General features: G+C 72.0%; 10 protein-coding genes. 6 read left to right on the top strand and 4 right to left on the bottom strand.

The window, feature by feature from the left end; genetic code table 11:
• The first annotated feature begins 92 nt into the window (after positions 1–92).
• The 3 genes from ABZ565_RS04870 (at position 93) to ABZ565_RS04860 (ending at position 1,999) form a co-directional block, all read left to right on the top strand.
• Positions 93–479, top strand: a complete 387-nt coding sequence (locus tag ABZ565_RS04870; RefSeq protein WP_361020483.1) for a VOC family protein — start codon at positions 93–95, stop codon at positions 477–479.
• A 122-nt stretch (positions 480–601) separates the two neighbouring features.
• Positions 602–1,705 (top strand): serine hydrolase domain-containing protein, encoded by a 1,104-nt coding sequence (locus ABZ565_RS04865; RefSeq protein ID WP_361020481.1) that lies wholly within the window; start codon positions 602–604, stop codon positions 1,703–1,705.
• A 126-nt stretch (positions 1,706–1,831) separates the two neighbouring features.
• A complete protein-coding gene (locus tag ABZ565_RS04860; RefSeq protein ID WP_361020479.1) occupies positions 1,832–1,999 on the top strand; it encodes a hypothetical protein in 168 nt (55 codons plus the stop codon).
• 79 nt (positions 2,000–2,078) lie between these two features.
• Here the strand turns inward: ABZ565_RS04860 and ABZ565_RS04855 are convergent, their stop codons facing one another.
• From ABZ565_RS04855 to ABZ565_RS04840, 4 genes are all read right to left on the bottom strand, one after another.
• Positions 2,079–3,353 (bottom strand): alpha/beta fold hydrolase, encoded by a 1,275-nt coding sequence (locus ABZ565_RS04855; RefSeq protein ID WP_361020477.1) that lies wholly within the window; start codon positions 3,351–3,353, stop codon positions 2,079–2,081.
• Positions 3,354–3,406: 53 nt separating this feature from the next.
• Entirely contained in the window at positions 3,407–4,474 is a 1,068-nt protein-coding gene (locus ABZ565_RS04850) for a hypothetical protein (protein WP_361020475.1), read from the bottom strand.
• Between the two features lie 55 nt (positions 4,475–4,529).
• The gene (locus tag ABZ565_RS04845; protein ID WP_361020473.1) at positions 4,530–6,197 is read right to left on the bottom strand and encodes an OPT/YSL family transporter; all 1,668 of its coding nucleotides are present in this window, start codon (positions 6,195–6,197) and stop codon (positions 4,530–4,532) included.
• Between the two features lie 139 nt (positions 6,198–6,336).
• Positions 6,337–7,170, bottom strand: coding sequence for an IclR family transcriptional regulator (locus tag ABZ565_RS04840; RefSeq protein WP_361020471.1), 834 nt, complete (start codon positions 7,168–7,170; stop codon positions 6,337–6,339).
• Between the two features lie 267 nt (positions 7,171–7,437).
• On the opposite strand from ABZ565_RS04840, the gene ABZ565_RS04835 reads away from it, so the two are divergent.
• From ABZ565_RS04835 to ABZ565_RS04825, 3 genes are all read left to right on the top strand, one after another.
• A complete protein-coding gene (locus tag ABZ565_RS04835; RefSeq protein ID WP_361020469.1) occupies positions 7,438–10,254 on the top strand; it encodes a BTAD domain-containing putative transcriptional regulator in 2,817 nt (938 codons plus the stop codon).
• Positions 10,255–10,386: 132 nt separating this feature from the next.
• On the top strand, positions 10,387–11,484 hold the full coding sequence (locus ABZ565_RS04830; protein WP_361020467.1) for a ThiF family adenylyltransferase: 1,098 nt from the start codon (positions 10,387–10,389) through the stop codon (positions 11,482–11,484).
• A complete protein-coding gene (locus tag ABZ565_RS04825; protein ID WP_361020465.1) occupies positions 11,481–12,710 on the top strand; it encodes a hypothetical protein in 1,230 nt (409 codons plus the stop codon). Before ABZ565_RS04830 ends, ABZ565_RS04825 begins: the two co-directional genes overlap by 4 nt.
• Positions 12,711–13,133 lie beyond the last annotated feature (423 nt).

The following is a 13,133-nucleotide window of genomic DNA, read 5'->3' as shown; positions in this document are numbered from 1 at the left end:
CCGCCGTTGCAGGATACGGCCTTGATGCCCCTGCCTCCGGCCCGTGAAGCTGGACCGCGTGAGCAGCGGATATGCGGAGAGGGGCGCACCGTATGAACGTCATCGGGTCGGCCGTTGTACTGACCGTCGACGACCCCGCCGCATCGGCGCGGTTCTTCGTGAGCCACCTCGGGTTCCGCGACGTACTGGTGACCCAGGGAGTGATTCACCTTGCCCGTGACGATGCGGCCACCGACATCGTCCTCCATCGCACCGCCGGCTCCGGTGCCCCGCGGCAGCATCCGGTGGTGCGGGCGGGCGCGATCGTTTCCTGCACGGTGACCGGCATTCAGGCGGAGTACGAGCGTCTGCGACGCGAAGGGGCACGGATCACTCTCCCGCTGCGCAAGGAACCCTGGGGCGAATGGATGCTCCAGCTCACCGACCCCAACGGCGTGGTGGTCCAACTCGTCGAGTGGATCCCCCCGTCCGGAGCCTGACCACCCCCGGCGCACCCGCACGGTCGGTGCGCCCACAGTCCGGCACGCAGTCCTGAACACCGCTCGCGCATCGCGAGGCACTACCCGCTACGACCTTACAGACGACCTACAGGAGCACACACATGTCCCTCAACGCTTCCGATGACCTCCGCCCGGAGCTGCAGAAGATCATGGGCGGGATGATCGAGTCGGGTTTCACCGGCGTGACCGTACGCGTGCACGACGAGCGAGGCCCGTGGGAGGGCAGCGCCGGTCTGCGCAGGCTGGACGAGACCGCCAAGCCGCCGACGGACGGGCACATCCGGATCGGCAGCAACACCAAGACGTTCGCCGCCACCGCGGCCCTGCGACTGGTGGCCGAAGGCGTGATCGGGCTGGACGCCCCCGCTGCCGGCTACCTCCCGGACCTGGGGCTGAACCAGGAGATCACCGTACGCATGCTCCTCCAGCACACCAGCGGGATCTTCAACTTCACCGGTGAGTACTACGAGGACGGAACCTTCGCGCCGGGCATCCCCGCGACGACGGCGGGCCGGGAATGGGTGGACAACCGCTTCCACACCTATCGGCCGGAAGAGCTCGTACGGCTGGCACTGTCGAAGCCCCCGCGGTTCGAGCCGGGCACGGACTGGAGCTACTCCAACACCAACTACGTGGTGATCAGGCTGCTGATCGAGAGCGTCACCGGCAACTCGCTCGCCGACGAGATGCAGCGGCTGATCCTGGGGCCTCTCGGACTGACGGGCACCTCGCTGCCCGAAACCGGCACCGACATAGCGCCGCCACATGCACACGGCTACTACCGCTACCTGGAAGACGGCGACCGGGAGACGACGGTCGACGTCACCCGCCAGAACCCCTCCTGGATCTCCACCGGCGGCGACATGATCTCGACCACCCGCGACCTCCACACCTTCATCTCCGCGCTGACGGGTGGCAAGCTCCTTCCGGGCCCCATGCTGGACGAGATGTACAAGGTGCATCCCAAGGCCGGTTACGGCCTCGGCGTATTCGTGCAGGACACGGGCCGGGACGGCGGCAAGGTCATCACCCACAACGGGGGAATGGCGGGCCATGCGGCGCTGATGTACAGCACCCCCGACGGCACCACGACCCTGACCGCGGCACTCAACTACGTGGACGACGCCTCGATGTCCATGGCCCAGGTGTTCCAGCAGTCGACGCAGCTGCTCGTACAGGAAGTGTTCGGCGGCCACCGCCCCTGACGCCGCCCGCCGCGCCGACGTGAGGCGGGCCCGCGCCGACTCCGTGGCCGGAAGTGCCCCACCGTGAAAGCACTGGACATGCGGCGACGGGGTACAGGGAGTTCACTTCTACGAAAGGGGCTCGCCATGCTCGGCATAGTCGCCGCGGTGCTGTTCTTCGTGTCGTTTCTGATCAACGCGGCCGATATCAGCACCAACGACGTCTTCTCCTCGACCAATGTGATGCTGCTGGGGCTCACGGCGCTGGCCCTCCACGTCGCGGGCGTAGGCAGCGGCTGGGCCCGCAGGCGGTGACGTGCCGCCCTTGCGTCCCTGGCCGTGGACGAGCCCTCGACTTCGCAGGCGAGGGCTCGTTCCATGTCCGGCGTCTTCCCTAGGACACGGACAGCAGACGGTCCAGGACCCCGGGGTCGGCCTTCACACCGTCGTGCAGGTGGGTCTCGGAGACCCAGGTGCGCAGGCCACGGACCCGGGACGCCGTGGTCAGGGCGTGATCGTGGTCGACGTACATGTCCTGGCGGTACACCGCCGCGGCGACCGGCACCGTGTTGGCCGCGAGGCGGTCGAGGTCGTAGAGGGCCGGCCAGTCGGTGCGGTGGGCGAGTGCGTCCGCGGTCGCCTTCAGCGGGACGAGGGCCGGATCCTCGTCGAACATCCACGGGTACATCATCTCGCCGGTGAAATGCAGTGGACCACCCGCGGAAGCGTCGAATTCGGGGAACTCGGCCCGGACCCGGTCGGCGGACCATGCCGTGGGACGGCCGCCCTGCGCGTATATCGCCTCGTGCAGGACGGCGTACAGCGGACGCGGCGCGAGAGAGACGACGGAGTCGACGCCGCGCAGGAACGTGTCGGAGAGGACCGGCCCGCCCCGCCCGGGGACGAAGGCGCACTCCAGTAGGTAGTGCAGGGTGTCGAAGGCCGACGCCGTGCCGAACGTGATCCCGAGTGTCTGGAACCGCCGTACCGACAAGCGCTCGCCCGACGGCATACGGACGTCGTGGTCGGCCAGGTGGGCGGCGACGCGCTCGGCCGGGGCGCGGTCGAGCGGGTAGCGCTCGAAGTACCGGGCGTTGGCGGCGAGCGTACGCCGGTACGCCGCCCGGTAGACGTCATCGGCGTGACCGGTGAGGGTGGGCAGGCCACCGGTGATCAGGGCCCGGTCGAGGCCCTCGGGGGCGAGGCCGAGATAGGTGAGCGTGGCGAAGCCGCCGAAGCTCTGGCCCAGGACTGTCCAGGGCCGGTCGCCCTGCATCCGGCGGCGCAGCAGCTCGGCGTCCCGGACGATGGAATCCGCCCGGAAGTGGGTGAGGTACTGCGCGGCATCGCCCCGGCCGGCCAGTGTGGTGCGGTCCGCCGGGGTGGACCGCCCGGTGCCGCGCTGGTCGAGGAGGACGACGCGGAACTCCTTGAGGGCGCGGCGCAGCCAGGCGCCCGCCGCGTTGGGGCGTTCCGCCCGCCCGCCCGGCCCGCCCTGGAGCCAGAGCAGCCGCGGCAGCTCACGGCCCTCCATCCCCTCGGCGACGACCTCCCGTGCGAAGACGGAGATGCTCGGCCCGTCGGGGCGGGCGTGGTCGAGCGGTACGTCGAGGGTGTGGTCGGTGCAGACGAGGCCGCTGTGGCGGTACGTGATCTGGTCGTCGGTCAAGTCCGGCTCCTGGGGCGGGGTGAACGGGGGCGGGGCGGGCGCGCGGTCGTCGGTCAGTAGCCGGCTACGCCCAGTTCGCGGCAGATCTCGACCAGCTCGGGGTGCACGTAGACGCCGTCCTTCTCGATGCACTCGCCGTCGAGGTAGATGGACGGGCCGAGAATGGAGCCGTCGGTGTGGGCGGCGGAGACCCACGGTTCGCCGCCGATCCAGGCGCCCTTGGTGCCGATGCCGAGCTCCACGCAGCCGAAGACGCGCTCGTCCTCGACGATACGGCCGGTCGGGGCGGGCACACCGGGGTTGAACCCCAGGGACCAGTGGGCGACGCGGAACATGTTCGGGTCGTCCCAGGACTCCATCCAGCGGCGGAAGACCTCCGCGTCCTGACCCTCGCCGTCGATCTTCGTGACGACGCCCTTCTCGACGGTGCAGCGGACCGGGGAGCGCAGCAGACCGAGCTGGTCCGGCGGCCACAGGGCGCCGTCGAAGACGAGCATGCCGTCCTGGGTCTCCTCCAGCGGGTTCCAGGAGATCTGGCCGGAGAGCATGACGGTCTCGCCGGGATTCTCGGCGGGCTTGCCCCGCAGGTTGATCGGGCGGTCGCCGTTGCGGCCGGTGATGTCGGTGCCGTTGGCGGAGGTGATGCGAACCTCGTCCGCCTGCTCCAGGAGGCGGACCAGCGCCTTGCCCAGCTTGATGACGCCTTCGAAGTCGGGGCGGCCGACCGTCGCGACGAGCATGTGCACGTCCATGGCGGTGAGGTTGGTGTAGCGGCAGCCGTTCGCCATCGCGCGGCGGAACGCGTCGGAGTGCATCACGTACGAGACGGCGAACTCGATCCACACGTCGGCATCGGCTATGGCGCCGGCGACGGGGCGCGGTGGCTCCATGGACGAGCTCGGCATCGTCTCGTACCAGACGACGACGGGGTGCGCCCCGGCCGCCGCGACGGCCTGTGCGGTGGCGTCCACGACACGGCGGTCGCTGCTGGTGTCGCCGGTGAGGACGACGTGCTCGCCGGGCTTGACGAGCATGACCTGCTCGACGAGCTTGCGAGCGGCGAGGGCGAGTTCGTAGCTCAGGTACTCGGACCTGGGTTCGAGCCGGCTGAACATCTCCATGGACTTTCTCCTTGCGGTGGTGCGTGTGGGGGAACGTGGTAGAGGGGGGCGGAGGTCAGCTCGCCTTGATGATCTGGGCGGAGTCGCCCAGGGAACTGCCCGCGATGAGACCGGCGCCGACCAGGTTGAGTTCCTCGTCGGCGGCGGGACCGCGCCACTTGCGGTAGCCGACGCGCACGGCGAGCGCGGCCAGGACCATCCAGCAGGCGTTCGGGGTGAGGATCAGCAGGCCGGTGGCGAGCATGACGCCCATCTGGCGCTTGGTGCCGCCGATCAGCTGGATGGCGGCGCCGGGAATGGCCCACAGCAACAGGGTGCGCAGCACACCCGGCTCGCCCAGGCCGTTCTTGACCGTATCGGCGTAGACCTTGGCGACGGGCGGGATCAGCCCCTGCTTGAAGTACGACTGCCACAGGACGGCCACGACGACGAGGGCCGCGGCGAAGCCGATGAGGGCGGCACGGAACTGTTCGCGGCGCCCCTCCCGCTCGTACGGGTCCCAGGGCCGGTGCTCGCGGCGCAGCAGCCAGCCGGCCTTGAGGTCGTAGCCCATGTCGGCGAAGGCGGGGCCGGTGGCCGACACGTAACCGACCAGGAGCGCGAGCGGCACCGACGGGATGCCGATGAGCAGCCCCAGGACCAGGAAGATCAGGGTGACGGCGAACGACGGGAACCAGCCGGACTGCATCGCGGCGAGGCCGACGATCAGCTCGTGCACGAGCGCCGCGAACGCGGCGAACAGCACCCAGCCGAGCAGCCCCAGCGGGCTCATGTCACCGATCAGCCCACCGAGGACGGCGAGCAGGACGGCGCCGGCGACGAAGAGGGCGTAGCCGCGTACGAGCGCCCGGCGCAGCGCCTTCTCGTCGACGGTGTACGAGGTCGTCTCGTCGTGTCCGGCAAGGGTCGCCGCGCCGGCGGGCTCCTGCGCGGAGCGGCGGCGGACCAGCAGCACCACCGCCTGGCCGAGGGCGACGACGCCCGCGCCGACCATCACGCCGTGCGGTACGTATCCGGCGCCGATGTCGGTGTGGAACAGGTCGGGGCTGAACTCGCGCAGGCCGAGCCCCACGCCGAACATGAGCAGCGCCCACACATTGCCGAGGAAGGCGACACCGGCGGCGGACAGCGGCAGGCTGAACAGGGTGCCGCCGAGCCCGACGAGTGTCCCCGCGCCGAGCACCAGGGCCCGCTTGCCGCCCTTGTCACCGGCCTTGATCGTCTCGGCGGCGGCCTGCCCGGGCGGCCACGCCGCGTCGGCGGGCAGCAGCCGGGAGCCGAAGGAGCGGTAGAGCACCCAGGTGTCGATGAGCAGGCCCACGAAGGAACCGGCCAGCATCGGCCACACCAGGTCCTTGCGTCCGAAGACGTACGGCACCGCGATCGAGGTGAGCAGGGCGTTGGCGGAGGCGAAGGTGGCGGCGGAGATGGCGCTCTGGGCGAGGTTCTGCCGGTGCACGGAGCGCATCGAGCGCAGTCCGGCGAGCGGGATGCGCCCGATGAGCATGGCGATCAGCGCGCCGACGACCGAGGTGTTGGCGGAGATTCCCAGCTTGGCGACGAGGTCCGCGCCGATGACGGCGCCGACGACGGACAGCACGGCGAGGACGACGAACACGACGGGTTCGCGTACGCGGGGGTGGCCGGCGCCTGAGGATGTGACGGCGGTGCCGGGGTCGGAGGGCGGCGGCGTGGTGGCCGACGGCGAGGTGTGATGCGACACGGAACACCCCTTGGTGGGTGGGCCCCGCCCCGGGACAGGGCGGGACTTTTCGGGCAGGCTGCGACGATCCGCGTACTCCGGCACGCTTCACGTCGTACGGGGGTGTGGCCCGCCGGACGGTTTCGCCGGGCCGGGCGGGTCAGGAGCCGAAGGCGGCCGTGGCCTCCTCGGCTCCGGCCAGAACGAGTTCGGTGATGCGATCGACGGCGCGCGTGACGCGGTGCGCGGGTCCGATGACGGTGAGCGATGCGGCGATGCCGCCGGCCTGGAACACGGGGGCGGCCACGGCGGCGACGGCCTCGTCGTACTCACCGTGACTGACGCTGTACCCCCGGGAGCGCACGTCCGCGTACCGGGCCAGGAGCGTGTCCAGGGCGGTGACGGTGTGATCGTTGAAGCGTTGGAGCGGGGTGGCTCCGAACAGGCGCCGGATCTCCGCTTCGGAGTAGTGGGCGAAGATGGCATGGCCGGAAGCGCCGGCGTGGCCGGGCATCACGGCACCGACGATCGCGGTGTAGCGGACCGGGCCGGTGCCGTCGACAGCGGCGGCGCACCGGTATCCGGCGCCCTGCGGCACGTTCAGCACGACGCTCTCGCCGGTCTCCCGCAGCAGCCCCGCGAGGATCGGCCGGACCAGCGACGGCAGCACACCGCTGTGCTCCCCGGCGCGCGCCAGCCGGGACACGGCGGGGCCGAGCCGGTAGCGGCGGGTGGTGGTGTCGCAGGTCAGGAAGGAGCGGGAGGCGAGCGTGGTGAGGATGCGCTGGGCGACGGCCTTGTCCCAGCCGTGCCTGCGCGCCATCTCGCTCACGCCCCACTCGGGGCGTCTCTCGGTGAACGACAGCAGGGCGAGCAGGGCGCGGTCCGCTCCCTGCAGAACGCCGGGCTGTGGCGGGGCCAGGACGTCCGCGTCGTCGCGCCGGTCGGCCTCGTGTGCGATGCCGTCGGCGGACGCGCCGTTCACCTCGTTCATGGCCCCGTCCCTTTCCTCGCTGTTCCCGGTGCGCTGAGCGCAACGCCGTTGCGCTCAGCGGTGAGAACTATGTGAGCAGTGGGACGTGCTGTCAAGGGTGTTCGTCCGACGGTTCACTCGGGTCGGGCCGCGTGCCGCCGGGACAGTCGGAAGCACCCGCAGCCGACCTCACCGTCCAAGCCGCTCCACAGCCGGCAACGACGTGGCGGATCGCGTCGGCCGATGGCAAGATCACATGCGCAAGGTACGGAGAACGGGGGAGGCCGGATGCGTTTCCGTATCCTCGGCCCCCTCGAAATATTCGACGGGACCCACTGGCGGGGCATCTCCGCGGCCAAGCCGCGCGCACTGCTCGCCACCTTACTGGTGCGGCGCGACACCCCCGTACCGACGGACCGGCTGGCAACGGAGCTGTGGGGCGAGCACGAACCCAGGGCCGCCGCCAACCTCCTCCAGCAGTACGTGTTGCGGCTGCGCCGTGAGCTCGGCGACCGGCAGGGCCGGTTGATCGTCACCCGGTCACCGGGCTACCAGGTGGTGCCCGACGGCGAGGACGATCTGGACGCCACCGCCTTCGCCCGGCTCGGGGAGTCCGGCCGTGCCGCGCTGGCGGCCGGGGAGGCGGAACGCGCGGCGGCTCTGCTCACCGAGGCGCTCGCGCTCTGGCGTGGCCCCGCGCTCGCCGACATACCGGCAGGGCCGGTGGTGGAGGCGGAGGCGGCGCGGCTGGACGAGCAGCGGCTCGACGTCCTCCGGGCCCGTGTGGAGGCGGATCTGGCCTGCGGGCTCCACACCGAGCTGGTGCCGGAGCTGAGGCAGTCCGTGCGCGAGCATCCGCTCCGGGAAGGGCTGTGGGAGCAGCTGATGCTGGCGCTGTACCGGTCGGGGCGGCAGGCGGAGGCGCTCGACGCCTACCGGGAGGTGCACCGGCTGCTGGCCGACGAGCTGAGCGTCGAACCGTCCGCCCCGCTGCGCGAGCTGCAACTGCGCATGCTGCGCGGCGATCCGGGGCTCGCCGCGCCGGGGCCCGGTCCACGACCGCCGAAGGCGCCGGCCCGCTCCGGACGGGCCCCGGCGCCGCCGCGTCAACTCCCCGCCGCAGTCGGCGGGTTCGCGGGACGCCGGGCCGAGCTGCGGATGCTGGACGGGCCATCCGGGGACGCGGCCACCGGCACGGGTCCGCTCGTACGCGTGATCACCGGCACGGCGGGCGCGGGAAAGACCGCGCTGGCACTGCACTGGGCACACCGCGTGGCACCGGACTTTCCGGACGGCCAGCTGTACGTGAATCTGCGCGGCTTCGACTCCGCAGCCGGGCCTGTACCGCCCGGCGAGGCGATCCGCGGCTTCCTGGAGGCACTGTCGGTGCCGCCGGAGCGGATCCCGGATCCGCTGGACGCGCGAGCGGCGCTGCTGCGCACCGAGACCGCAGGCCGCCGGCTGCTGTTCGTCCTCGACAACGCCACCGACGCCGCCCAGGTGCGTCCCCTGCTGCCGGGCGGTGCCGGTTGTGCCGTGGTCGTCACCGGCCGCGGCAGGCTGGCCGGTCTCGCCGTCACCGACGGCGCCCTGCTGGTCTCCCTCGATGTGCTGCCGCGCGAGGAAGCGCACGAACTGCTCGTCGCCCGGCTCGGCACGGACCGGGTCGCAGCAGAGCCGGAGGCGGTGGCCGAGCTGATCGAGCTGTGCGCCCGGCTGCCGTTGGCACTCGCCGTGACCGCCGCCCGCGCCGTCGGCCGGCCCGGGTTCGCACTGAGCGCGGTCGCGGCGGAACTGCGCGACACCCGGGGGCGGTTGGATGCCCTGGACGCCGGCGAGGGGGTGAGCAGCGTACGGACGGTCTTCTCGTGGTCGTACCTCCGGCTGGACGCCGCCGCGGCCAAGGTGTTCCGGCTGCTCGGGGTGTACCCCGGCCGGGACGCCGCGGCGCCCGCCGTGGCCGCACTGGCCCGGCTGTCCGTCCGGCAGGCCGCGGCGGCGCTGACCGCGCTGGCCCGCGTCCATCTGATCGACGAGCACCTCCCCGGCCGGTACTCCTTCCACGACCTGTTGCGCACCTACGCCGCGGAGCTGGCGGCGACCGAGGACTCGGAGGCGGACCGCGGCGAGGCGCTGCACCGCCTGTTCGACCACTTCCTGCACACCGCGCACGCGGCGGGCCGGCGGCTCGCCCCGGTCCGCGCCGAACTGCCGCTGTCGTCGCCGGTGCCCGGCTCCGTACCCCACCACCCGGAGGGATACGAGGAGGCGATGGCCTGGTTCGAGACGGAGCACGCAGTGCTGCTCGCGGTCACGGACGCGGCGGGCCCGGCCGGCTTCCATGACCACGCCTGGCAACTACCGCTCGTCATGGGGGACTTCCTCCACCTCAGCGGTCGCTGGCACGACTGGGCGGCCACCCAGCGCACGGCCATCGCCGCGGCCCGGCGGCAGGAGGACCGGGCCGGGACGGCACGGTGCCATTGCGAGTCGGGCCGGGCCGCGATCCGGCTGGGACGGTACGAGGCGGCCCGGGACGACCTTTCGCGGGCACTGGAGCTGCAGCGTGAGCTGAACGATCCGGCGGCACAGGCCCACACCTTGCGGGCGATCGGCTGGTCGCACGAGCAGCAGGGCGACTACCGCGCCACGCTCCGCTGCGTCGAGCAGGTCCTCGAACTGGAGCGCGCGGCCGGCAACCGGGCCGGGTGGGGCGGCGCGCTGAACAACATCGGCTGGTGCCACACCCATCTGGGCGACCACGAGAAGGCGCTCGCCTGCTGCGAGGAGGCGCTGCGACTGCACCGGGAGGAGGGCAGTCCGCTCGGTGAGGCGTACACCTGGGAGACCTTCGCCGTCATCCGCCGTGCCATGGGCCAGCACGCCGAAGCGCTCGACTGCTACCGCCGGTGCCAGGAAGGGTTCCACCGGCTAGGCAACCGGTACGGCGAGGCGGTCGCACTGCGCGGCCTCGGCGAGGTGATGCGCACCGTCGGCGACCCTGCGGGCGCGCGCGAGGCATGGCGGTCCTCCCTCGCCCTCTTCGATGAACTCGGGCACCCGGACGCGGACGCCGTACGCGAGCTGCTGCGGGCGACAGCCTGAGCCACCCGGCCCGGACCGCACCGCGGCTCGGGCCCAAAGCGCCGTCAAAGCGGAAGTTCAGCCCGCCACAGCAGAGTTGCGGCCATGCCCTGGGGGGTCCGGGGTCCGCTGAGGCCGAAAGCGAGTGGGTTGATGCGTGTCGCGCTCAAGGAGTGCTCCTGGCAAACGGTGGGGGAAGACCTGATCGTCGTCTTCGACCCCCGTGAGTCGATCACTCTGGAGGACCCCGAGGGGAAGGTCGAGGCGCTTCTCTCCGTGCTCGGAGAGGGCCCCCGCAGTGTTGACGGACTGCGTGCGGCGCTCGCCGGCCGGGGCGTCGAGGTGACCGGCCAGGAGCTCGACGGGGGACTGGAGGGGCTCGCGGGCCTGGGGCTGATCGAACGCGACGAGGGACGGTTCACCGGTGATCAGGCCGTGGACGAACGGCACTTCTCCAACCTGGCGTTCTTCGGCACCTTCTCGGACCTCGACCGGCACCGCACCGATTTCCTGCGCCGGGTGCGCGACGCGCACGTCCTGGTGCTCGGTGTGGGCGGCGGCGGTTCCTCGCTGGTGCAGTGCCTGGCGGGTCTCGGCGTCGGCCGGTTGACGCTGCTGGACCACGACCGCGTCGAGACCCGCAACTTCGCCCGGCAGTTCCTCTACCGGCACGAGGACGTCGGCCGCTCCAAGGTCGAACGCGCCGCCGCCTGGGTGCGGGCGTACGACCCGGACATCGAGGTGCGCACCGTCGACCGCTGGGTCGCGGCCCCCGAGGACCTCACCGATCTCACCGACGGGACCGATCTGATGGTGGGCGGTCTGGACGGCCATCCCGACGCCGGCCTGTGGGTGAACGAAGCCGCCGTCCGGGCCGGTGTGCCGCTGGTCGTCGGTGGCGCGACCCGGACGCTGCTCTCGTACATGTCCGTCGACCCGGGGACGAGCGCCTGCCTGGCCTGCGAGTTCTCGCAGCAACCGGAGAAGGGCACCGGTGCGGCGGCCGCGGAGGACCTCGTACACGGCATGCGGACGACCAACCCGCTCATCGGCCCGGTGGCCATGCAGATCGGCTCGCTGATCGCGCTGGAGGGCCTGCGCTATCTCACCGGGTTCCAGGAGCCGCTGGCCGCCGGCGCCCGGATCCGGCTCGACCTGCGGGAGGGCCTGGCGGGCAGCCGGGTGCCGTTCCCCGACGTGCCGGACTGCCCGGTGTGCGCGCTGGCTCCGGCACGGGTGGCAGCGACATGACCGGGGTGGACGGACCCCCGCGGACGACCGTGCGGCTGCGCCCGCTGAGCCTGGTGCCCGAGGGGGAGGACGAGGTCCTGGTGGGCGACCCGGGGACGGGACAGTTCGTCGCCATTCCCAAGGTCGGCGGTGTGGTCATCGAGGCGCTGCTGCGCGGGGCCACGATTGCCGAGGCCGCCGCCGAGGCCGAGGAGTTCGCAGGGCAGCCCGTCGACGTGCCGTCCTTCGTGGAGACCCTGCGCGAGCTCGGCTTCCTCGACGAGGGACAGCAGGCCACACCGGTCCGCTCGGCACCCGTCCAGGGCGGACGGTGGCTGGACGGCGTCCGCCAGGAGATCGCGCGGCCCTTCTTCGGGCGGGTGGCCTGGAGCTGCTACGCCGCGTGCGCGGTGCTCGCCCTCGCGGTGTTCGTTGCCCGGCCCGGCCTCTTCCCCGATCCGGCAACCGACGCGTTCGTCGTGGACGACATCGGCCTCGGCAGCCTGATCCTGATCCCGCTCGCCACGGTCGCCACGGCGATCCACGAGCTGGGGCACTGGTTGGCGGCCCGCGCCCTCGGCCTGGGGGCCAGGTTCGGCATGGACCGGCGCATGGGGTTCCTGCTGGTCTTCGAGACCGACCTGACCCAGCTGTGGACCGTGCCGAGACGCAAGCGGTACGGGCCACTGCTGGCCGGCCTCGCCCTCGATACGGTGCTGCTCGCCGTGCCGCTGGCAGCGCGCCTGCTGATCGACACCGGAGGCTGGCCGGCGCCGGATCCGCTCGACGCGGTCCTCGCCACCTGGATCTACGTGAAGCTGACCGCGATGCTCTGGCAGTGCATGGTCTTCCTGCGCACGGACCTGTACGCGGTGCTGGTCAACGCGCTGGGCTGCCGCAACCTGTGGCGGGTCTCGACCCTGATGCTCCGGCGCGCCGTCGGGCGCCTGGACGCCGCAGGGGCGGCCGAGCTTGCCGACGCGCATCCGGCCGACGTGCGAGCCGGGCGCTGGTTCCGCTGGGTGCGGTTCTTCGGGGCCGCGCTGACTCTGGGCTGGGCCGGGCTCTTCCTGGCGCCGTCCGCGTGGGAGGTGCTGCGCTGGGCCGCCGACCGGCTCGGGACGGGCCCGGCCACCGGACCGTTCTGGTGGGCGCTGCTGTGCACCGGGGTCTGTCTGACCCCCTTCGTTCTTCCCGCGGTCCTCTCGGTCCGTGAGCGCGCACGGCGGCTCACGACGAGGACCTGAGACCCGCGGGTACCAGTCCACCCGGCCGCACCATCGGCCGGGGCAGGTCATCCAGCCGAGAGGAGGTGAATCGCATGGAGATCAAGGTCCGCAAGGTCGAGGACGTGAAGGCCACGGGGCTCCAGGTCTGATCGACCGGCGGCGGTACGACCGCCGCACGCGCCCGACCCGCCGCATCGGCGGATCGGTCGCGCATCACCTGCTGGGGAGGGCGAGGGACTTCGGTTCCGCCCCTCCCCAGCGGGCACCCGCTCCGCGCGCCGTGTCTTGAGTGCGCGAAGCCGACCGGCGGTGGGCAGTCGGTCCGGATCCGGTTCCAGGCAGTCACGGACCGGGCCCGCCAGGTCACCGGGCGGCACCCGCGACGCCTGGGCAGCCCCTGGGGCCCGACGACGAGTCGGCGCGGGTCGCGGTGAACGATCC

It is taken from the genome of Streptomyces sp. NPDC016469 (assembly GCF_040632905.1).
Taxonomy (GTDB): Bacteria; Actinomycetota; Actinomycetes; order Streptomycetales; family Streptomycetaceae; genus Streptomyces.
Note: the sequence above shows the minus strand (reverse complement) of the source record. Positions and strands in the feature narration are given on the sequence as shown.